The 21,402-nt window shown below is 71.2% G+C and carries 18 protein-coding genes; 9 read left to right on the top strand and 9 right to left on the bottom strand.

Annotation, left to right across the window (positions count from 1 at the left end):
• Positions 1–73: 73 nt before the first annotated feature.
• Entirely contained in the window at positions 74–1,924 is a 1,851-nt protein-coding gene (locus ACQFZP_RS06265) for an ABC transporter ATP-binding protein (RefSeq protein WP_211890649.1), read from the bottom strand.
• Positions 1,921–3,669: an ABC transporter transmembrane domain-containing protein gene (locus tag ACQFZP_RS06260; RefSeq protein WP_211890648.1), complete on the bottom strand. Its 1,749-nt coding sequence runs from the start codon at positions 3,667–3,669 to the stop codon at positions 1,921–1,923. Before ACQFZP_RS06260 ends, ACQFZP_RS06265 begins: the two co-directional genes overlap by 4 nt.
• A 157-nt stretch (positions 3,670–3,826) precedes the next feature.
• On the opposite strand from ACQFZP_RS06260, the gene ACQFZP_RS06255 reads away from it, so the two are divergent.
• Positions 3,827–4,141: a hypothetical protein gene (locus tag ACQFZP_RS06255; RefSeq protein WP_211890647.1), complete on the top strand. Its 315-nt coding sequence runs from the start codon at positions 3,827–3,829 to the stop codon at positions 4,139–4,141.
• Between the two features lie 23 nt (positions 4,142–4,164).
• Here ACQFZP_RS06255 and ACQFZP_RS06250 read toward each other — a convergent pair whose 3' ends face one another.
• From ACQFZP_RS06250 to ACQFZP_RS06235, 4 genes are read right to left on the bottom strand one after another with little or no spacing between them, the layout of a single operon-like run.
• Positions 4,165–5,550 carry a glycosyltransferase family 2 protein gene (locus ACQFZP_RS06250; protein ID WP_211890646.1) on the bottom strand — a complete coding sequence of 462 codons (1,386 nt, stop codon included), beginning with the start codon at positions 5,548–5,550 and terminating at the stop codon, positions 4,165–4,167.
• On the bottom strand, positions 5,547–6,524 hold the full coding sequence (locus ACQFZP_RS06245; protein ID WP_211890645.1) for a hypothetical protein: 978 nt from the start codon (positions 6,522–6,524) through the stop codon (positions 5,547–5,549). The genes ACQFZP_RS06250 and ACQFZP_RS06245 overlap by 4 nt, the downstream gene beginning before the upstream one ends.
• Positions 6,521–7,438, bottom strand: a complete 918-nt coding sequence (locus tag ACQFZP_RS06240; RefSeq protein WP_211890644.1) for a WcbI family polysaccharide biosynthesis putative acetyltransferase — start codon at positions 7,436–7,438, stop codon at positions 6,521–6,523. The genes ACQFZP_RS06245 and ACQFZP_RS06240 overlap by 4 nt, the downstream gene beginning before the upstream one ends.
• A gap of 47 nt (positions 7,439–7,485) precedes the next feature.
• Positions 7,486–8,502, bottom strand: a complete 1,017-nt coding sequence (locus tag ACQFZP_RS06235; protein WP_211890643.1) for an epimerase — start codon at positions 8,500–8,502, stop codon at positions 7,486–7,488.
• A gap of 26 nt (positions 8,503–8,528) precedes the next feature.
• Between ACQFZP_RS06235 and ACQFZP_RS06230 the strand changes: the two genes are divergently transcribed.
• The 3 genes from ACQFZP_RS06230 (at position 8,529) to ACQFZP_RS06220 (ending at position 11,390) form a co-directional block, all read left to right on the top strand.
• On the top strand, positions 8,529–9,269 hold the full coding sequence (locus ACQFZP_RS06230) for a TetR/AcrR family transcriptional regulator (RefSeq protein ID WP_211890642.1): 741 nt from the start codon (positions 8,529–8,531) through the stop codon (positions 9,267–9,269).
• A complete protein-coding gene (locus ACQFZP_RS06225) occupies positions 9,269–9,985 on the top strand; it encodes a DUF4166 domain-containing protein (protein ID WP_211890641.1) in 717 nt (238 codons plus the stop codon). The genes ACQFZP_RS06230 and ACQFZP_RS06225 overlap by 1 nt, the downstream gene beginning before the upstream one ends.
• 82 nt (positions 9,986–10,067) lie before the next feature.
• Positions 10,068–11,390, top strand: coding sequence for a glucose-6-phosphate dehydrogenase (locus ACQFZP_RS06220; RefSeq protein ID WP_211890640.1), 1,323 nt, complete (start codon positions 10,068–10,070; stop codon positions 11,388–11,390).
• A gap of 116 nt (positions 11,391–11,506) precedes the next feature.
• Here ACQFZP_RS06220 and aqpZ read toward each other — a convergent pair whose 3' ends face one another.
• Positions 11,507–12,271, bottom strand: a complete 765-nt coding sequence (aqpZ, locus tag ACQFZP_RS06215) for an aquaporin Z (protein ID WP_211890639.1) — start codon at positions 12,269–12,271, stop codon at positions 11,507–11,509.
• A 353-nt stretch (positions 12,272–12,624) separates the two neighbouring features.
• On the opposite strand from aqpZ, the gene ACQFZP_RS06210 reads away from it, so the two are divergent.
• The gene (locus ACQFZP_RS06210) at positions 12,625–14,205 is read left to right on the top strand and encodes an aldehyde dehydrogenase (NADP(+)) (RefSeq protein ID WP_211890638.1); all 1,581 of its coding nucleotides are present in this window, start codon (positions 12,625–12,627) and stop codon (positions 14,203–14,205) included.
• A gap of 120 nt (positions 14,206–14,325) precedes the next feature.
• Here ACQFZP_RS06210 and ACQFZP_RS06205 read toward each other — a convergent pair whose 3' ends face one another.
• The gene (locus ACQFZP_RS06205) at positions 14,326–15,354 is read right to left on the bottom strand and encodes a 2-hydroxyacid dehydrogenase (protein ID WP_211890637.1); all 1,029 of its coding nucleotides are present in this window, start codon (positions 15,352–15,354) and stop codon (positions 14,326–14,328) included.
• A gap of 276 nt (positions 15,355–15,630) precedes the next feature.
• Between ACQFZP_RS06205 and ACQFZP_RS06200 the strand changes: the two genes are divergently transcribed.
• The 4 genes from ACQFZP_RS06200 to ACQFZP_RS06185 all read left to right on the top strand — a co-directional run bounded on the left by ACQFZP_RS06200 (position 15,631) and on the right by ACQFZP_RS06185 (position 20,163).
• Positions 15,631–17,250, top strand: a complete 1,620-nt coding sequence (locus ACQFZP_RS06200) for an ABC transporter substrate-binding protein (RefSeq protein WP_211890636.1) — start codon at positions 15,631–15,633, stop codon at positions 17,248–17,250.
• A gap of 34 nt (positions 17,251–17,284) precedes the next feature.
• On the top strand, positions 17,285–18,331 hold the full coding sequence (locus ACQFZP_RS06195; RefSeq protein ID WP_104311681.1) for an ABC transporter permease: 1,047 nt from the start codon (positions 17,285–17,287) through the stop codon (positions 18,329–18,331).
• Positions 18,324–19,364 carry an ABC transporter permease gene (locus ACQFZP_RS06190; RefSeq protein WP_104311682.1) on the top strand — a complete coding sequence of 347 codons (1,041 nt, stop codon included), beginning with the start codon at positions 18,324–18,326 and terminating at the stop codon, positions 19,362–19,364. The genes ACQFZP_RS06195 and ACQFZP_RS06190 overlap by 8 nt, the downstream gene beginning before the upstream one ends.
• Positions 19,365–19,434: 70 nt before the next feature.
• Positions 19,435–20,163, top strand: a complete 729-nt coding sequence (locus tag ACQFZP_RS06185) for a sulfite exporter TauE/SafE family protein (RefSeq protein WP_211890635.1) — start codon at positions 19,435–19,437, stop codon at positions 20,161–20,163.
• Positions 20,164–20,382: 219 nt separating this feature from the next.
• On the opposite strand, the gene ACQFZP_RS06180 is transcribed toward ACQFZP_RS06185, so the two are convergent.
• Positions 20,383–21,354 carry a 2-hydroxyacid dehydrogenase gene (locus tag ACQFZP_RS06180; protein ID WP_211890634.1) on the bottom strand — a complete coding sequence of 324 codons (972 nt, stop codon included), beginning with the start codon at positions 21,352–21,354 and terminating at the stop codon, positions 20,383–20,385.
• Positions 21,355–21,402 lie beyond the last annotated feature (48 nt).

Here is a 21,402-nt window from a genome sequence, read left to right as displayed (position 1 = left end):
AGGTGGCGGGGCGACAGGCCACTCCGAGCGGGCCGGGTAGTGCTCAGCGCTGACCCTCACCGCCGCCCTCCGCCTACGCGCGGTGCGAGGTCCAGGCAGCCCAGAGTTCGCGGTACGGTCCCTCGATCTCGAGCAGCTCGTCGTGCGTTCCATCTTCGACGACCCGGCCGTGCTCCATGACGAGCACCCGCTCGGCGCTGCTCGCCTGCGACAGGTGGTGGGCGATGGTCACGACCGTCCTCCCGGCGAGCGCCCGCCCCGCGGCGGCCTCCAGGTCGCGAGCGTCGGCGGTGTCGGCATCCGCCGTCGCCTCGTCGAGGATCACGATCGGCGCCCGCGTCACGAGCGCACGCGCGAGGGCGAGGCGGTGCGCATCCGTTGCGCTCACCTCTGCGTTGCCCTCGCCGATCATCGTGTCGAGTCCGTCGGTGAAGGTGTGCCGCCAGCGGGGGCCCGCGACTGACTCGAGCGCATCCCGCAGCTCGTCGTCGCTCGCCGACTCCCTCGCGATGAGCAGGTTGTGGCGGAGGGTGCCGGAGAAGACGTGCACGTCCTGGCTCACCATGACGATGCGACTCGCGCGTTCGAGCTCGCTCATCTCTGCCGGATCGAGGCCACCGACGTCGACGTGCCCATCGCGCACCTCGAGGAGGCCCATGAGCACGCGGGCGAGCGTGCTCTTGCCGGCGCCGGACGAACCGACCACGGCGACCCGCTGGCCGGCGGGGATGCGCAGCTCGTCGATCCAGAGCACGACCGGGCGCCCGGGGTAGGCGGCCTCCACGGACTCGAGGGCGATCTCGGGGGCCGGCGGTTCGCCAGCGGCGGCGCTGGCGATCGCCGCGCCCGCGTTCGCGAGGCTCTCCCCGAGGGCAACGCGCACACGCGGCTGCTCGTCCGGTGGGACCGGTGCCAGCTGGATGACACCCGCGACGCGAGCGAGCGAGGCGCCAGCCGACTGCAGGTCGTCGACGAGCATGAGCAGCGAGATGAAGGGGCCGAACAAGGCCTGGAAGAGCAGCGCCGCCGTCGTGACCTCGCCGATCGTCGCGGCGTCGGTGAACGCGAGCCACGCCCCGACCAGGAGCACGGAGGTCAGGCCCACCGCCTCCGCCATGTTCATGCGGAACCCGAACCGGCTCTGCACGATGCGGGTGCGCAGCGCCCACCTGAGCACGTTCCAGGAGCGGGTGCGGATGCGCTCCGTGACAGCCCCGCCCCACCCGTAGGCGTGCACGGTCGGGAGGGCCTGGATGGCGGACACCATCTCGCGGGACCGCGAGGCGATGGCGACGCGTTCCGCGGCGTAGAGGCGCGGCGCCTTCCGCAGGTAGCGCCAGAGCGCGAACGCGTGCACCGGAACGACCGTGAGCATGGCGAGCAGGAACAGCGGGTTCAGCACGGCGAGCCCGACGCCCGTCGCGACGATCGCCAGGCCGGCGGACACGACCGCGGGAACGGCGCCCGTCGTGACCTCGCCGACCGTGTCGACGTCGTCGGTTGCCCTCGAGACGAGCTCGCCGTCGGCGACCTCGTCCACCAGCACGGCGGGGAGGGCGAGCGACGCCGCCACGAAGTCCTCCCGGAGCCGTGCCAGCGCCGTCTCCAGGACCGCGGCGAGCGCCATCGACCCGAGCGCTCCGAGCGCCGCGCTGCCAGCGACACCGGCGAGCAGCATGAGGGCGACCTCGACGAGGCTCCGGTCGACACCCGTGACGGCGTCGACGAGGCGCCCGAGCCCCGCTGGGACCAGCAGGGCGGCCGCGGCGGCCGCGCCGAGCAGCACGATCGCGAGCACGAGCATCCACGGGCGCAGCGTCAGGAGGTGCAAGGCAAGGCGCGTGGAGCGCTTCCCGGTTGCGATGGGGAGCGCTGGTGCGGCTGGCTGGGCCTCGGCCTGCGAGCCCGGGGTGGTGGCGCTCACGCGATCGCCTCCGCGTAGTCGGCGTTGCTCGCGAGCAGCTCGTCGTGGGTGCCTTCGGCGGCGAGGGCGCCGTCGCGGACCACCAGCACGCGGTGCGCGCGCACGAGCAGCTGCGGGTTCGAGCACACGACGACCGTGGCCCGGCTCGCGGTGGCGGCGCGCATCCGCTCGCCGATTCGCTGCTCGGTGACGGCGTCGACCGAACCGGTCGGCTCGTGAAGGACGAGCACGGGAGCTGGTGCCGCGAGGGCCCTCGCGAGGGCGAGGCGCTGGCGCTGGCCGCCGGAGAGGGTTCTGCCCGCGCCGCCGAGCGGGGTGCGGATGCCGTTGGGGAGCTGGTCGAGGACATCCGTGAACGCCGCCGCGTCGAGCGCCTCGTGCGCCTCATACAGCGAACGGGAGGCTGCGCCGATGCCGACGACGTTGGCCGCGACGGTGCCGGGCAGCGTGTGCGCGGCGTGCGGAGGCGCGGTGACCAGCTCGTGGAGACTGCCGGCGTCGACCTCGGCGAGGGGCAGGCCGTCGATCGTGACGGATCCCTGCGTCGGGTGGATGCGACCGCCGAGGAGCTGCACGAGCTCGGCCGCCTCGTGCGCCTCAGCGACGATGCCGACGGTCTCACCTCGCTCGACGGTGAAGCTCAGGTCGCGCAGGTGCTCGCCTGCGAGCCGGGCGACGGCGAGAGCCGGCTCCGTCCCGTTCGGGCGTCGATCGTCGTCTCGCGGTTCGCCGACCCTCGTCGTGTCGACGAGCGTCTCCCGCGCGTACGGCGCCTCCAGCAGCGAGAGCACGCGCTTCGCGGAGGCCCCCGCGCGGGCCCACACCGCTCCGACGTTGACGGCGAGCGCTTCCATCGGGCCCATGACGACCTGCACGACACCCACGACGGTGATGAGCTGGCCGACCGTGATGGCGCCCTGGAATGCGAGGGCCGCGGCGATGACGCCGATCGCGACGACGAAGATGCCCGTCGCCGTGCTCGAGACGGCGACGAACCACGCCTCGGCGCGGCGCGTCGCGATCGCCGCGACACGGGCGCGTTCGCTGGCCTCGGCATAGCTGCGCGAGGCGCGCCCCGTCGCTCCGAGGGCGGTGAGCGTGCGGAAGCCGGCGATGGCATTCGCCGCCAGCGAGGCGGAGTCTGCGGTGAGCCGCTGCTGGTCTTCAGCCCTCGCACGGAGGTGCCGCCCGAAGCGGTCGAGCAGGAGCAGGAACACGGGGCCGCCGAGGATGACGGCGAGGCCGAGCGGCCAGGCGATGCTGATGAGGACGGCCCCGGCCGCCGCGACCGCCGCCAGCTCGGCGACCGGGTGCACGAAGAGGAGGCCGCCGAACGCGACGCGCTGCACATCCGAGCCGCCGATGCCGAGCAGCTCGCCGGTGGGCCGCTGCCGGTCGCCGAAGCCGCGCGGGTCGAGGGAGCGCTCGCTGACGCGCATGCGCAACTCGTGATGGGCCCGCTGGATGCCGTTGACGAGGAAGTACACGCCCGCCCGGTACGACCAGGCGAGGAGCACGAAGACGCCGACGAGCACCGCGGCCCAGACCGCGAGCTGCGGGAGGTCGCGGTCGACGATGCCGCGGTCGATGACGAGCCCGACCACGACCGGCACTGCCACCTCGCACAGCTGGTGCGAGACGAACAGGGTGGTCGCGGGCGCCAGCCAGCGCTTCACGCCAAGCGCGGTCTGCACGATGAGGCGACGCGGTCCGGTCGTCTGAGCTGCTGCTGCTGCTGCTGGCACGCGGCGGCCTCCTGGCGGCTTCGGTCGGGGCGCTCCGGATGCGCGAAGCCGCAACGAGCGACGCCCGTGGTGAGGGCGACCTTCCTATTTTTCCCTACAATCGCGATTTCCGCCCACTCCCCATGGATGTGTGGGGAAGTCGCGTCAGAATGAGCGCATGAATCCTAGGGATTTCGTGGTGGCGCGGCTCGACGAAGGCGGACTGCCCGACGGTGTGGAGCGCACGTATCGGCGGCTGCTCGCTCTCGCGGGCGAGGCCGTCACCGGCGGGGAGGATGACGACATCGTCGACTGGCTGCTCGGGGCCGATGACGAGGAGAAGGCGATCGAGTACCTCTTCGGCGCGGATCCGGCGAGCGAGGGCGAGCGGCTCAGTCTGCAGCTGCTCGTGACGCTCGCGGCGACGTGGGACCAGCATGCGGACTTCGAGGCCAGCTGGCGGACCAGGCTGCCGGGCGCGGGCGCGGGCTGAGGCGATCGCGATGCGGTGGGAGCTCAGTCGAGCGAGAGCCACCCGCCGAGGTGGGCGGCCACACTGACGTCGGCGGGAAGCGGGCGAACAGCGTCGTCGGTCACGCACTCGGTGCGCCAGCCCGCTGCCTCGCCCCAGCGTTCCTCGCGTCGCAGCGCGCGTTCGGACCGCACGGTGACGTGCTCGCCGACGCGCACGGCGCCGAGGTCGGAGCTGCCGACTCGGGCGGCAGCGTCCTGAAGGGCGGTGGACCCGACCGCGGGGGACTCCGTTCCTGTCGCAGCCCCGGTCTCTTGGACAGACCGAACGGGGCTGCCGAAGTGCACGGCGGCGTCGACGTCGATGCGCACGCGGCCCCGCGGGATCGGCCCCGAAGCGGACAGCACTCTCGGGTCCGACGCGAACAGCGGATGCGTGTCGGCCGGGACGACGACGCTCGCGTGCGGCAGCTGCTCCAGCAGGCTGTCGACGCAGACGAAGGCCGCGCCGTCGCTCGGCGCGGACGCCAGCACCGCGACGACGTCGGCGGCGACCGTGCGGAGGGCGCGCGGACGTGAGCCCACGACGCCGATCTTCTGCGCGAGCAGCAGCGTCTCCCCGTTCTTCTGCTCCTGCCGCTTCGCGTCGCCTGAGCTCCGTCCCGCCCAGTCCGGACCGTCGTGCCAGGCCACGGCGAGGGGCTCGTGCGCCAGCACGGCGCCGGCCAGCCAGGCGCGGCTGGCCCAGTCCCAGTCCTCACCGCCGTAGCCCAGGAAGTCCTCGTCGAATCCGCCGGTCTCGTCGAAGAACCACCTCGTGCAGGAGAACACGGCCCCGATGACGAACCGGTAGGAGCGGTCGTCCGCGTCGAGCAGGTCCCTCGACGCGCGGTAGGCGGAAGCCAGCCAGCTGGGTTCGGGGAGCTCGCGCGCCGGCCCGGCAGTCTCGACGGGAGCATCCACGTCCACCCCGGTGAAGTCGGCGTGCTTGCGGTGGCCCGCGACGACCGCCTCCGGCAGCGACGACGGAAGCGCAGCCATGCGCGCCACGTAGTCGGGCTCGGGGGACGTGTCGGCGTCCAGGAAGCACAGGATGTCTCCCGTCGCAGCCCGCGCTCCGAGGTTGCGGGCGGAGCCGGCCCGGAACCCGAGGTTCTCCTGCGCCAGCACTCGAACGTCGGCCGGGACCGTCGGGGGCACGCGGGAGCCGTCGTCGACGACGATGACCTCCATGAGCTGCGTCGGATGCGTCTGCCTGGCGAGCGCGGCGATCGTGCGGTCGAGCTCGGCCTGCTGCTCGAAGTGCGCGACGATGACCGACACCGACCTGGCGGATGCGCCGCCGTCAGCGCCGTCCGCATCCGCCAGGTCCCAGCGGTTGCCCGGAACCGTGCGTCCGAACGGCGGGCGGCTCGGGGTGCTGATGGTCACAGCGCCGCCCACCAGCTGAGGTAGGCGCGGGCGATCTCGTCGATGCTCGGGGAGGTCGACGTCCCGTCGTCGAGCCACGTCGACTCGGGCTGCAGGAGCGCGAGCTGCAGCGCCCTTGCGAGCTCGCCAGACCGAACGAGGTGCATGGTCTCTGGCCGGATGGCATCCATCTCGCGGAAGTAGGCGGAGTCCACGGTCAGGGGCCTGCGGCCTGCGGAGAGCCAGTCGGTGAGGGAGCCGGAGGCGGAGACGTGCTGGTGGGCGATGATCGGAACGGCCACGCTGCGGCTGCGTTCGAGGCGCTCCTCGGGCGAGAGGAAGCCGGTGCTCGAGAACTCCACGCCAAGCCCGCCCGCGTACCGCTCCAGGTCCGCGAGCTCCTGCTCGTGCCCGGCCGACGCGCATCCCAGCGCGACGACGCGCGGCCGCCGCTCGCTCGGAATGGCGGCGACAGCGTTGACGACCTCGAGGTGCCCCTTGCCTGGGTAGTAGAAGCCGAGCACGGCGACCTCGTCGGTCGGGAGCCACCCGTCGGGTCGCGGCTGGGGTGGCTGCGCGGGGAGCGGCACGACGTGCACCTGCACGCGGCTCCCGAGAGCGACCTCAAGCAGGCGCTGCTCGTGCGTGCTGTTGACGACGGTACCGGCGGCTGCCGCGACCACTCGGCGATAGCACTCGGTGCGGCGGGGGAAGCCATTCGCTCCGTCAGAGGCCTGCGGCACATCGTGGAGCGTGACGCTGACGGGGCCGCGCGCGGCGAGACGCTCGAAGCGCTCAGCCGCCCGCTCGGGCGTGCTGCCCCACAGGCGGTCGGTGAAGTGGACGTGCGCGAGCTGCGACGAGACGAGCCCGTGCGCGCTGCGGTAGGTCACGGCGGAGTCGAGCTTCGCGACGGCCGTCGCGACGGCGCGGGCGTACTGGTCGACACCGTGGGTCTCGTCGTCGCGGTGCAGGAGCAGCGGAGGGGCGTTCACGCGGCCCTCAACGTCTCGATCGTCGCGCCGTGTCTCGCGAATCCGGCCGCAACGGCGTCGGGATGCTCGGCGTACCACTCGAGGTGAGCGGCACGGATGCGTTCGCTGTCGATCGGCTCGCCGTCGCGTGTCCACGACTCGGTCGCCTCCGCGTCGAGGCCCCAGGCGTCGATGACCGCCTGCTCGCGCGGCGCGTGGATCGAGTCCAGGATCTCCCGGTCGAGCGTGAGCTCCCGCTCCGGGAGGCCGAGGCGCTCGCGGATGCGCTCCGCGGTCGCGAGCCAGATGGGGTTTCCCGGGTGGTTGATCGTGCGAGCCTGCGCAAACGAGGGGCGGGCGAAGAGCTCGGAGACGCGCACGGTGCCGTGGCGGTCCTCGCGGGCCCGCAGCTGCGCGATCGACTCGGCCCCGACCGCCGTGATCGCATCGCGCGACGGCGACTGGGGCAGTGCGTCCAGGCCCGCGGCCTCTGCCAGGATTCGGAGGTCGTGGTAGGGGACCAGGGGAGGCACAAGCGAGGTGTCGGACGGTGGCCGGACGATCGCCTGGAACGGGTACAGCCCCGCGAACCTGATGACGGGGAACAGGGCGGTGCGTGCACCGGCGCGCAGCCTGGTGCTGAGCTGCTTCGTGCCGACGGGCAGCCCCCGGTAGTCGTCGCGCACGGGCTGCGCGACGAGGAAGCTGGCGCGTGCGAGCCACGACTCCAGGTGCGGGAGGTCGGCTGGCTCGAGCTCGTGTACGGGCGGCGTGCGCACGAAGCGCACGTCGTCGCCGAGAGCGAGACGCAGGGACTCAGCCTGGCAGTTGCCGATCGTGAGGCCGATGGGCCGGTCGTCCCCGGCAGGAGACGGGTCGCTTCCGGAGGCGAAGAAGTCTGCGTAGTGCGCGAGGCGTGCGGTGGCGTGCGTCATCGAGGGGAGAGGTCTCCGAACCTGCCGAGGTGGGTGGGGGGGGCGAGTTATCTTAGCTCCCGCGCGACCTGGCGCAGCGCGGGGTTGAGTTCCGGGTGCACGAAGTGGTAGCCGGCATTCGTGAGCCGCTGCGGTGTCACCCACCTGCTCTTCAGGATGAGCTCGGGCTCGGTGCGCAGCACGGCCATCGCGGGCTCGAGCATCCACCGCCAGGATGGCAGCCCGAACGGGGCGCGCACGACGCGGCGGATGCTCGCCATGAGCGTTCGGTTGTCGCTCGGGTTGGGGCTGCTCACGTTGATGACACCGTCGAGGTCGTCGCGGTCGATGAGGAACCTGACGGCGCCGATGACGTCGTCGACGTGCACCCAGCTGAACTTCTGCCGACCCCGCGTCCGGTACTGCGGGGCACGCCCGTCACCGCTCGGTGCGGGACCGATGCCGCGATAGCGCCGGTGGTTCGGGGCCCAGCCGTCGATGTTCGGGCCGCCGAGGCCCAGGCGGGCCAGGGTGAAGAGGGTGCTCACGGCGGGTCCGTCGCCGAGCACGATGGCCATGCGCAGCGCGACGCGGCGCGTCTTCGGGAGGGTGCCCTCGAAGAAGGCACGTTCCCAGTTGCGGGCGACGTCGACGGAGAAGCCCTGCCCGAGCTCGCCCTCGGACTCCGTGTTCGGCCGGTCGGTCGCATGGCGGTAGATGGTGGCAGTGGAGGCGTTGAACCACACCCGCGGCGGGTTCGGCACTGCTGCGACCGCGGCCCGCAGCTCGGCCGTCGTCTCCACGCGGGAGCGCAGAATCTCGGCGCGGTTGGCGTCGTTGTACCGGCAGTTGACGGACTTGCCGGCGAGGTTGATGAGCACCTCGGCACCGTCGATGGCGCGCTGGATGGCGTCTGCGTCGCCCCAGCGCACGGCCTCGCGCCTGCCGATGCGGACGACCTCCCAGCCGCGGCTCTCGAAGTCGTCCTCCAGCGCTCGGCCGACGAATCCGCTCGCTCCCGCGATGACGACCCGGAGCGCGTCGGGGCGCTCTGCCCCGTGACTGGCGTGGTTGTGCTGTTTCATGAGGCCGAGTGTAGTACTTTCTGAACATGTTCAGTTTTGAATCCGGTGGCAGCGGCGACTCGGGCGGTTCCGTCGACGAGGCACCCCGAGAAGAGCGAGGACCGGCGGTGCCGTCCACCAAGAGGGAGCGCACCCGGGCGCTCATCCGCGACGTCGCCCTCCGCTCCTTCCGCGAGCGCGGCTACGACGCGACGACGATCCGTCGCATCGCGGAAGAGGCCGGGGTGTCAGTCGGCACCACCAACTACCACTTCGCGACCAAGAACCACCTCGTGCAGGAGCTGTACCTGGACGTGCAGGAATCGCACGCAGACGCCGCGATCCCGCAGCTGGAGGGCATCCGCGAGCTCACCGAGCGCCTCGCCATCGTCTACCGCACCGGCCTGGAGCAGCTCGAGCCCTACCACCCGCACGCGCCTGAGTTCCTCGCCGCCGCAGTGTCGCCGAGGTCGCCCATCAACCCGCTCTCCGAGGCATCCGCGCCCGCGCTCGCGGTGATCCGCGGCCTCTTCGAGCGTGCCGTCGACGACGCGAAGTCCCCGCTGCCCGACGAGTTCAAGACCGGCCTCCCGCAGGTTCTGGTGCTGAGCCACCTGCTGCTGGCGCTCCTCTGGGTCTACGACTCGTCGCCGGGGCGGGAGCGCACGCACCGCATCCTCGACCGCGCCCTCAACCTGCTGCGCATGACGCTGCCGCTCACGCGCATCCCCGTCGTCCGGGCGCCGCTGCGGGAGCTGCTCGCGCTCGCGGGGGAGGTGCGCGCCTGATGGCGCGCTCCGTGTTCGGACCCGGAGCGGCCTCGTCCGGACGCAGCGCGGTCGAAGAGCGCTGCACCCAGCCGCTGCAGTCGGTCTACGAGCAGGTCCTCGGGTCGCAGATCGAACTCCTCCACCCGCAGCTCCGCCGCTACTTCGGCCTCATACCCGCCGGGCACGAGGGCCGGGGTCGTGGGGTCTACTCGTGGGCGGGCCCCCGCCACTCGGTGCTGCGGCCGGTGTTCGCCTGGCTCGCCTGGCGGCACGTTCTGTTCCCGGAGCGCGGGCGCAGCGTTCCCTTCACGATCCGCAATCGACCGGAGGACGATGGTGCCCTCTCCGCCAGGCGTGAGTTCGCGTTCCCGCTCGTCACGCGCGTCATGGAGGACACGATGAGGGCCATCCCAGTGCCGGGCGGGAGGCCGCGGCTCGTCGACCGGCTCGGTCGCCGACGGGGCCTCGAGGTCGAGCTCGAGGTCCGAGTGCACGAGGGCGGTGTGCGGATGCGCTCGACGCGCCTGTGGCTCCGGATGCGGGTCCCGGTCGCAGTCGCGGTCCTTCGCGTGCCACTGCCTCGCGTCGTCACCATGACGCTCGACGAGCGGGCGCATCCTGACGGCGACGGTCGCCAATGCGTTGACGTGCGCCTGCGGTCGCCGATCATCGGCGACGTGTTCCGCTACGTCGGCGAATTCGCGTACGACGTCGTGGCCGTCAGCGAGCCCTGACATGACCGGCGGATTCTCGGGCACGAGCGCGTAGTCTCGCGCCGGAACAGCCCAGCCGAGGAAGCCAGCACCCGGAGGTCACATGCAGACGAGCACCGAGATTCCAGAGGTCGCCACCGGCGGCAAGGTCAGGCGGACGATCGCGATCCTCGGCGCCGGTGGCGACCTGACGGAGCGCCTCCTCCTGCCGGGGATCGCGAGGGTCGCCGACGCGAGCCCAGACGTCGAGCTGCACATCATCGGCGCCGCCCGCACCCCGCAGTCGCGCGACGAGTGGCGTGACGTCGTCCGGCAGAGCCTCGAGGGCACGGGCGTCTCGGAGGACACAATCAATGCGCTCGTATCACGCTCGGACTTCGTGCCGACCGACGCGTCCTCCGCCGACGAGCTGCGGGAGCTGCTCGAAGCGTGCCCGAGCTCGCCGCTGCTCTACGTCGCGCTGCCGCCGATCATGGGCGAGAAGGTCGCGGCGGCCCTCGCCGAACTGGATCTCCCCGACGACCTCAGGATCGCGATCGAGAAGCCGTTCGGCGAGAGTGAGGAAAGCGCGCGGGCGCTCAACGAGGCGCTCGCCGCCGTCGTGCCGGAGGATCGCCTTTGGCGTATCGATCACTTCCTCGGCACCCCGGCGGCCGTGGGGCTCATTCGGTCGCGGGACCGCATCGAGGCGAGCGGCGTGCCGGTTGCCGACGGTGGGTCGAAGAGGGAGGACACGGAGGACACTCGGGATGCGCAGTCGCCCGGCCGCGTCGAGATCATCTTCGAGGAAGGCCTCGGCATCGAGGGGCGAGGCGCCTTCTACGACGAGACCGGCGCGCTGCGGGACATGCTGCAGAGCCACCTCATGCTCATGCTCGCGCTGACGGCCATGGAGCAGCCGGACGAGGAGACCGGTGGGCTCGACGACGCCCTCGCGGAGGTCCTGCGGGCCGTGCGCCTGTGGGACGAGCACCCAGTGTCCGCCCGCCGCGCCCGCTACGCGACCGGGGAGGTCGACGGGAAGCCGCTCGAGGCGTACGTCGACGAGGACGACGTGGATGCCGACCGCGGGACGGAGACGCTCGCCGAGATCACACTGCAGATCGACACCCCCAGGTGGCGCGGCGTGCCGTTCGTGCTGCGCTCCGCGAAGGCCATCGGTGAGGCGCGGCAGGAGATCGTCCTGACCCCTGGCGACGGGTCGGCGCCCACACGCATCCCGCTCCGCGCCCCTGCGGGCGACAGCAGCGCGGATCCGTACGCGCGCGTCATCGCGGGCCTGCTGACCGGGAACACGCTGCTCTCGGTGCGCGGCGACGTCGCCGAGGAGCTGTGGCGCATCGTGACGCCCGTGCTCGAAGCATGGGAAAGCGACGCAGGAGAGCTGCCCGAGTACGCGGCCGGCACCGTCGGCGCTGACGCCTGACGCCTGACGCCTGACGCTGGCAGCGCGAGCGGACCACAGCGGGGCGGCACCAGCAGGAACTGGTGCCGCCCCGCGGCGGTCTCGCTCGAGGCGAGCGGTGGTCCGAATGGAGGGCCCTACCTGCGAAGTCCCTCGAAGAGCGGCTTGTAGGTGAAGCCAGCGATGAGGGCGCCCGCGACGGGGGCGAGGATGAACACCCACAGCTGCGCGAGCGGCTCGGAGCCGCCGAACACGGCCGTCGCGATGGAGCGGGCCGGGTTGAGCGACGCGTTGGACACTGGGATCGTCATGAGGTGGAAGAGCGTCAGCGCGAGGCCGATCGCGAGGGGAGCGAAGCCGCTCGGCGCGCGACGGTCGGTGACACCGAGGATGACGTAGAGGAAGAGCGCCGTCGCGACGATCTCGGTCACGATGACGGCGACGAGGCCGAACCCGCCTGGCGACGCCTCGCCGTAGCCGTTCGACGCGAAGCCGCCCGCCTGCGCCGCGGCGAGGAAGCCGTCCGGGCCGTTCGAGGCGATGAGGACGACGATGGTCGTGGCGAGGATGCCGCCGAGGATCTGCGCGACGACGTACAGGGGCACGTCCTTCCACGCGAAGCGGCCGGCGGCAGCGGCACCGACGGTGACGGCCGGGTTGAAGTGGCCGCCCGAGATGTGGCCGACCGCGTAGGCGCCTGCGATCACGGTGATGCCGACGGCGAGCGAGACGCCGACCCAGCCGATTCCGGTCTCGGCCACTCCGTTGGCGGCGGCGAAGATCGCGGCGCTGATGACGCCGAAGACGAGCAGGAAGGTGCCGAAGAACTCGGCGGCGAGGCGGCTGGTCGTCGAGGGGTCGCGTTCGATGGCGACGTCGGCGATTGCAACATCGGTGGTCATGGATGCTCCTAGGAGGTGGGCGCGTGGAATGAGGATTCTCACCGCGCGGTGATCTCGGGAACGAGGGTGCTCGTCCCACGACCCAGGGCTCGCCTGGGGGATCGTTCCCCCTGAATCGACTCTGAAGTGTACGACAAAACCCACCGGTCGGTCGCTCGGGGCGGTTCCCGGCCCCGTGTCGCTTCGCTCGGGGCCGACACCGATGCCGACGCCGGGAGCATGTCGAAACTGCATCGGGTCATGCCGAATCTGAAGCGCCAGTGTCGGCGGACGGCCATAGCCTCGAAGAAGGACTCAGTACCGCACGAGGCTCGTCGCCGCACGAGGCTCCAACGCACGACGAAAGGCACGCAATGACGCTGGCACCACATTCGCTCATCGCCGGAAGCAGCGAGCTCGGGGGAGGCGACGAGCTCGTCGCCCGTCGCGCCGCAGACGGGGCGGTGCTCGCGCCGACCTTCCGCAGCAACACCGCGGAGGAGCTCGAGCTGGCCGTGCAGGCCGCGCACGACGCGTTCGACGTCTACCGTGCGACGTCACCGGCCGACCGGGCGGCGTTCCTGGAGCGCATCGCGACGGAGATCGAGGCCGACAAGGACGAGATCATCGCCCGAGCGCACGAGGAGACCGGGCTTCCCGTCGCGCGCCTCACCGGTGAGGTCGGTCGCACCACGGGCCAGCTCCGACTGTTCGCGAAGGTCATCGCCGAAGGCGGCTGGCAGGGCGCCCGCATCGACGAGGCGCTGCCGGATCGGACCCCGCTGCCCCGCGCCGACATCCGCCAGCGAAAGATTCCCCTCGGCCCCGTCGCGGTCTTCGGTGCGAGCAACTTCCCGCTGGCCTTCTCGACCGCAGGTGGGGACACGGCGTCCGCGCTCGCCTCAGGGAGCCCCGTCATCGTGAAGGCCCACAGCGGACACCTCGGCACCGCATCGCTCGTCGGCCACGCCATCGCCCGCGCCGTCGAGGCCTCCGGGCTGCCGAGCGGCGTGTTCTCGCAGCTGTTCGGCTCGGGCCGGGTGATCGGACAGGGGCTCGTCGCCGACCCGCGCATCAAGGCTGTGGGATTCACCGGTTCGCGCTCGGGTGGGCTCGCGCTCGTTCGCATCGCGCAGCAGCGGGCCGAGCCCATCCCCGTGTACGCCGAGATGAGCAGCGTCAACCCGGTCTTCGTGCTCCCGGCCGCCCTCGCGGCCGACCCCGAGGAGGTCGCGGCCGACTACGTCGGATCCCTCACGCTCGGCTCCGGACAGTTCTGCACGAACCCCGGCATCGTGCTCGTGCCGGGCGGCGACGCGGGTGACGCGTTCCTGCGCGAAGTCGGCGAGCGCATCGCCCAGGCGAACGGGCAGACGATGCTCACGCACGGCATCGGAGACGCCTACCGGGAGGGCGTCGCGGAACGTGAGGCGTCCGGGGCGACGGTCGTGGCGAGGGGGCAGGGCGACTCGACCCTGAACGCGCCGGCCCCCATCGTCTTCAGCGAAGCCGTCGAGGCGTTCGGCGAGGCGCTCGAGGGCGAGATCTTCGGTGCTGCCGGGCTCGTGCTGCGCTACGACGACGCCGACCAGCTCCGCGAGTTCGCCGAGCAGCTCGAAGGCCAGCTCACCGCGACGGTCCTCGCGACCGACGACGACACCGACGCGGCCCGCGCGCTCCTGCCGGTGCTCGAGCGCAAGGTCGGGCGCATCCTGTTCAACGGCTGGCCGACGGGCGTCGAGGTCGGGTACTCGATGGTGCACGGCGGGCCGTACCCGGCGACGTCGGATGCGCGCTCCACGTCGGTCGGGGCGCTCGCCATCGAACGGTTCCTCCGCCCCGTGGCCTACCAGGACGTGCCCGACGCGCTGCTGCCCGAGGCGCTGCGCGATGCGAACGAGTGGGGCGTGCCGCGCCTCGTCGAGGGGCGCATCCAGCTGCCGAGCGGGTACTGAGCCCCGGCGCCCAACGAAGCGCCGACTCGTTGAACGTGGAAGGAGCTCACCCGGACGGGTGAGCTCCGTTCACGCGGCGTCCGAGCGAGGCCCGCTCGGCGCGATCTGGCCGATGCGCAACTAGAGCTTGACCGGCGTCACGAGCGCGCCGTTCGCGAGCCACGACCTGAGGTTGTCGACGACCAGCTGCCGCATGTCGTCGCGAGTCTCCCGCGTACCGCTGCCCAGGTGGGGGAGCAGCACGACGTTGTCGAGACCGATGAGCGCCTCCGGGACGTTCGGCTCGTCGGCGAACACGTCGAGGCCCGCGCCGCGGATCGTGCCAGCCTGCAGGGCCGCGACGAGCGCATCCTCGTCGACGACGGAGCCGCGGGAGATGTTCACGAGGACGCCGTTCGGCCCGAGCGCGTCGAGCACCTCGGCGGAGATGAGCTTCTGCGAGTCCGCACCCCCAGCGGTCGCCACGACCAGCGCGTCACTGCTCCGTGCGAGCTCCACAAGCGAGTCGACGTACCGGAAGGGGGAGCCGGGGACTTCACGCCGATTGTGGTAGCTGATGGGGCAGTCGAAGCCCGAGAGGCGCTTGGCGATCGCGCTTCCGATGCGCCCGAGCCCGACGATGCCGACGCGGGTGCCGGTGAACCTCGTCGTGAGCGGGAAGTTGCCGGACCTCGCCCACGAGCCGGCCCGCACGTAGCGGTCGGAGGCGCTGATGCCGCGGTAGACGTCGAGGAGCAGGGACAGGGCGGTGTCGGCGACGCAGTCGTTGAGCACGTCAGGGGTGTTGCTGAGGGCGATGCCCCGATCGCGAGCTGCGCTCGTGTCGGTGGTGTCGTATCCGACGCCGAAGTTCACGATCGCCTCGAGAGAGGGGAGCCGCTCCATGAGTGCGCGTGAGACCCCGAACCGGCCGCCCGTCACGACGACGCGCACGTCGGCGAGTTCCGCCTCCTGCTCGGCGGTGAGCTCGCTCGCGACGGCGGAGATGATCGGCGCACCGAACTCGGCGATGAGCTCCTGCTCGAGCTGCGGCATAAGGGGACCGACGCGCAGCACGGTGGGGGTCGCGGTGGTCGCCGCTGGGGTGGCGGTGGCCGCGGCAGTGCTGGCGGGGGCGGCGTCTGGCGTCGTTGCGAGAGGGGATTCCATGTCTGGATCGTAGGTCGCAGGACCGATGCTGGTCCAAGATGCACTTTGCATTGATTGATCCACTCGGCGCATGGATGCGAGTCTTGCCAGTAATCACTAGGGCACGCGGGTCGCTAGGGTTGAGTCCGGCCCCGCGCCTCCCGCCGTCCCCCGCGGCTCCCTCGCCCAGTCGTGTTGACGCAGTCGAATCGACGCGCCCAAGCTGAAGGCGTCTCAACGAGGAGAACCACTGACTCAGGGCTCGGCCCTCGAGTTCACAACACCGGAGGAACAACGATGTCTTCTTCACACGAACCATCCCCGACACTCGGGCGCACCGCATCCAACAGGCCGTCCCCAGCGCGCCGCCCCCTCGCATCCGTCAGCAAGGCGGTGGCCGTCGGTGCCGCCGCGCTGCTCCTCAGCAGCTGCGCCGTCGCGAACTCCGACGGCGCGGCCGGAGGCGGTGGCGGAGGTGCTGCCAGCGCCCTCCGTGTTGTCCTGCAGCAGGAGCCGCCGACACTCGAGCCCTGCGAGGCGAACCTCACGTCGACCGGTGTCGTCGTGCGCTCCAACATCACCGAGCCGCTCATCGAGCGCAACCCCACGACGGGTGACCTCGACCCGCTGCTCGCCACCGAGTGGGAGCAGACGAGCGACAACGAGTGGACCTTCACCCTCCGCGACGACGTGACCTTCCAGGACGGCACCCCCTTCGACGCGGAAGCGGCCGCCTTCTCGATCGACCGGGCCGTGAACAGCGACCTCGGCTGCAACGTCGAGGGCTACGTGTTCGGCGAGTCCGACCTCGAGGTCAACGCGGTCGACGCGACCACCCTCACGGTCACGACGCCCGAACCAGACCCCATCCTCCCCTTGAAGCTCTCGTTCATCGAGATCGTCCCCACGTCGACGAGCACCACCGACAAGGTGCGCGAGCCCGTCGGCACCGGCCCCTACCAGATCGACCAGTGGGAGGTCGGCACGAAGCTCACCCTCGGCGCCTACGACGGCTACTGGGGCGAGGCTCCCGCCTACCCATCGGTCGAGTACCAGTGGCGCGGTGAGGGCACCGTCCGCGCGGCGATGATCACCGGCGGCGAAGCCGACATCGCCATGGGCCTCAGCCCGGACGACGGCATCGGCGAGAACGGCGTCAGCTACCCGAACAACGAGACGATCGCGCTCCGCTTCTCCGGCGACATCGCCCCGCTCGATGACATCCGGGTGCGCCAGGCGATCAACTTCGCCATCGACAAGGACGGCATCATCGCCTCCCTCTACCCGAACGGCGACGTCGTCGCGTCCCAGCTGATCCCCGAGGGCGTCGTCGGCCACAACGACTCGCTCGAGCCGTGGGAGTTCGACCTCGACCAGGCGAAGGCGCTCGTCGCCGAGGCCAAGGCCGACGGGGTCCCCGTCGACACGAAGATCACCCTCGTGACCCGCACGGCGCAGTTCCCCAAGGTCAACGAGCTGTCGCAGGTGCTGCAGGAGCAGCTCAGCCAGGCCGGCCTCAACGTGGAACTCCGCATGGTCGACACGACGCAGCACCTCCAGTACCAGCTGCGCCCGTTCGTCACCAACGAGGGCCCCATCGCGCTGCTCGTGCAGCACGGCAACCAGGCCGGTGATGCCCAGTTCACGGTCGACCAGTACATGAGCTCCACGGGCGCGCAGTCGACGTTCGGCACCCCCGAGTTCGACCAGAAGCTCGACGCCGCGGCCAAGACCTCCGGCGACGAGCGGCAGACCGCCTACGAGCAGATCTTCGCCGACCAGAACGAGGAGATCGTGCAGTTCGCGCACATCGCGCACCAGACGGGCCTCCTGGGCATCGCGTCTGGCATCACCTACGAGCCGAACTCGGCGAGCGGCGACGAGCTGCGCATCGCCGAGGTGAAGCCAGCGGCCTGACGGCCGCCCGCCACCCTGGAGAAAGCAGCCGCTCATGTGGACTTATCTCAGAACCAGAATCGTCTCCAGTCTGCTGCCACTCGTGGCCGTCGTCCTCGGCGTGTTCGTGCTGGCCCGCCTCACCGGAAACCCGGCGAGCCTGTACCTGCCGCTCAACGCGACGGAGCAGATGAAAGAGGACTTCGCGGTCCGCAACGGGCTCGACCAGCCGCTGTGGATGCAGATCGTCAACTACTTCTCCGGGGTGGCGCGCTTCGACTTCGGCGAGTCGCTCCGCACGGGAGAGCCCGCGGCGGCCATGGTGCTGCGGGCCTTCCCGGCCACGCTGCAGCTCGCCGGCGTCACGATGCTCCTCACGGTGGTCCTCGCGATCATCATCGGCAGCTGGGCGGCCCTCAAGCCGAACGGCGTCGCCGACCGCATCGCGAGCTTCTTCTCGATGGCCGCCGCCAGCGTGCCGGACTTCTGGCTCGCCATCATGGGCATCTGGATCTTCGCGATCACGCTCGGCTGGCTGCCCACCTCGGGCGTCGACAGCGGCGGCCTCTCCTGGATCCTGCCGATCGCGACGTTGATGCTGAGGCCCGTCGGAGTGCTCACGCAGATCGTCCGAGGCTCCATGGTGAGCGTGCTCGGGCAGCCCTTCATCAAGGTGGCCCGCAGCAAGGGCGCCGGTCAGCTCCGCGTCGTGTTCAAGCACGCGCTGCGCAACGCGGCGGCTCCCGCGCTGACGGTCGCCGGTGACCTCACGGTTGGCCTCATCAACGGTGCGGTCGTCGTCGAGACCATCTTCGGCTGGCCCGGCATCGGCAAGCTCATGATCGACTCCATCCTGCAGCGCGACTTCGCCGTGCTCCAGGCCGCGGTGCTCATCACGGCGCTGTCCATCTTCATCCTCAACATCCTCATCGACCTCGGCTACGCGCTCCTCGACCCGCGGGTGCGACCGGTGGCGAAGCAGTCGCGCATCCGTCCTACGGACAAGGATGCGAAGCGCGACGCCGCCGGAGCGGCCGCACGGAAGTCGGCCGCGAAGGGCACCGAGAGCAGCGACGCAGAGAAGGGCAAGGCGCATGTCTGACCCGCAGAACCCACAGGTCCCCGGCGGCCCCAGCACGGGCGCCGCCCCGCAGCAGCCGCCCGCGACGACGAACGTGCTCCTGCAGAAGGAGAAGCGCGAGCGGAACGGCGCCGAGCGACCCACGCTCTTCACGCTGCTCCTCAAGGACAAGGTCGCGACGGTCGCGGCCGCCGTGCTCGCCTTCATCGCCCTCGTGGCCGTCTTCGGGCCGCTGCTCGTGGGGGAGCTCGCCTCCAAGCAGGACCTCACGGCCATCAACCTGGCCCCGTTCAGCCTCGACAACGGCTGGGCGTTCATCCTCGGCAGCGACTCGCTCGGGCGCAGCATGCTCGCGCGCCTCGTCATCGCGACGGGAACAACGCTCGGCGTCGCGGTCCCCGCCGTCCTCGTGGCCCTCATCGTGGGATCCATCTGGGGCGTCTGGGCCGGCTACTTCCGCGGTTGGCGGGAGTCGGTGTCGATGCGCATCGCCGACATCATCATGAGCTTCCCGTCGCTGCTGCTCGCGGTCGTCATCCTGTACGTCTTCAACCCGAGCCTCGCGAACATCGTCGCCGTGCTGGCGCTGACCCGCATCCCGATCTACCTGCGTACGGCGCGGGCCGAGGCCGCCGAGCTGCGATCGCGGATGTTCGTGGACGCGGCCACCAACTTCGGCACGAAGCCGCGCAGCATCATCTTCCGCCACATCGTGCCGAACGTCGTGCCCACCCTGGTCACGCTCGCGACGCTCGAGTTCTGCTACGTCATGCTCGCGGAGTCGTCGCTGAGCTTCCTCGGCATCGGCGTGCAGTCGCCCGACGTCAGCTGGGGGCTCATGGTCGCCCAGGGGCGCCAGTACCTGCAGCAGGCGTGGTGGCTCTCGGTGCTGCCTGGCCTCGCGATCGTCATCACGGCCGTCGCCGCGAACGTGCTCGCCTCCTGGCTGCGCATCGCGACCGACCCGAACCAGAAGTGGCGGCTCATGCAGAAGTCCGCCAAGGTGAAGCTCCGCCCGTCGCTCCCGACGCGCGAGCCCGCCGGCGAGGTGTGACCCTCATCCTCCCGCAGCAACGCCTTCCGGTGCCACGCGCCGGGCACGCCCGATCGGCCGGAGTCGCAGCATGACTCCGGCCGATTGGGCTGCCCTCGTTGTCATCTTCTTCGCGGCCTCCTGCCTGCAGGCCGGCATCGGCTTCGGGATGGGGATGCTCGCGGCACCCTTCATCGCCCTCATCGACCCGGCGCTGCTGCCCGCGACGGTGATCATCATGTCGATCCTCCTCACCTCGATCGTGACGGTCGCGGAGAAGGACTCGCTGGATCTCAGGGGCGCCGGGTGGGCATTGGTCGGGCGGGTGCCCGGCAGCGTCGCGGGGGCCCTGCTCGTGACCGTCATGGCGCCGGCCGCGCTCTCCTGGGTCGTCGTCGCGACCGTCGTCACTGGGGTGGTCTTCTCGCTGCGCGGCTGGGCACCGAAGGTGACGCGCTGGTCGCAGATCGTGGCCGGGGCCGCCTCCGGTGTCATGGGCACGACGACGTCGATCGGCGGGGCGCCCATGGCGATCATCTGGCAGGGCTCCGACTCGGCGCGGCTGCGAGGCACGCTCTCGGCGTTCCTGCTGGTCGGGTCGATCATCTCGTTCGGACTGCTGCTCGCGTTCGGTGCCGTCGCACCGCAGACCTGGACGGTCGTGCTGTGGATGGTCCCCGTCGTCCTGATGGGCTTCGTCGCGAGCCGCTTCATCACCCCGCACCTCGACAAGACGCGCACGAAGCGGCTCGCACTCGGCGCATCCCTCCTCGGCTGCGCACTGCTCGTCGCGACGCAGCTCGTGCAGCTGCTCGGGTGACAGCGCCGTCCTGCCTGAGTCGCGGCGCAGCCACACGAGAAATGCAGCTTGGTTGACGAACCAACCTGCAGTTGCTGGGCTGACGACCCGCGCTGTACCTCCAGCGGAGGGGCGAACACGCGAGCGATGCAGGTTCGTTGGGAGACGAACCTGCATCTGACGTATGTCTGTGCGCCGAGCGGGATAACGGGGCGGGGCAGGTGGCGAGCGGGGCGCCGGCTACCGGATGACGCGCTCCAGGGGCAGCCCGGCCGCGTGCAGGTCGATGTTGCGCGCGATGTCGGCGGCGCGCTGCTCGAAGACCCGGCGTGCGTGGCCGGAGTGGTGGGGCGTGAGCACGGTGTTGTCGAGGGTCGAGAAGCGCTCGACGGATGCGGGAACGCGGCCCTCCGAGTCGGGGGCTCCCCACCACACGTCGATGCCGGCGCCGCCGATGCGGCCCTCGGAGAGCGCGTCGAAGAGCGCGTCCTCCTCGACGACTCCGCCGCGGGCCACGTTGATGAGCAGCAGGTCGGGCTTCGCGGCCGCGAGCTCGGCCGCGCCGATCATGCCGCGTGTGCGTTCAGAGAGGGGGATGGAGACGACGAGCACGTCGGCGCCCCCCACGAACTCGAGCATCCGGTCGGGGCCGTAGACCTCGGCGACGAGCCCGTCTGGACTGGGCGCATCCGGTCGCTGTCGGAGCGCGGTGAGGCGCATGCCGAGGGCCTGCGCCAGGCGCCCGACCTCCGTGCCGATCTCACCGAGTCCGAGGAGGCCCATCGTCGTGCCGCGCAGCATGGGATGGAAGGGGACGCTCGCGTCGTTGCCGATCGTGCGCCACTCGCCCGCGCGCATCTGCGCATCCGCCTCCAGCGCGCGCCGGCGCAGCATGAGCGCGGTCATGACGACGTGCTCGGCGATCGCCGCCCCGTGGTGGCCGGTGTTGCAGATCGTCACGCCAGGCGGGAGCGCATCGACGCTCACGCGGTCGGCGCCGGCACCCGTGACGTGCAGGAGCGCGTCCGGGCGAAGCGAAGCCGCCTGCTCCGGCGTGAGCACGGAGGCGATGACGACGTCGGCCCCGCGGAGCGCGTCGTCCAGCTCCGCGGGGCCGAGCTCGGCGGCGAAGCCCCACTCGTGCGCGCGCTCCGTCTGCGCGAGGAGCTCCGCGAAGCGGGCGATGATCGGGTCGGTGACGAGGATGCGCATGCGGAGTCTCTGACTCTCTCCGGGGGTGGGTCGGCGGCTGGGCGGGAA

The sequence above is a fragment of the Pseudoclavibacter sp. Marseille-Q434 genome, assembly GCF_050315415.1.
GTDB lineage: Bacteria > Actinomycetota > Actinomycetes > Actinomycetales > Microbacteriaceae > Pseudoclavibacter.
The sequence above is the reverse complement of the archived record's forward strand: the minus strand, read 5'-3'. Positions and strand labels throughout refer to the sequence as shown.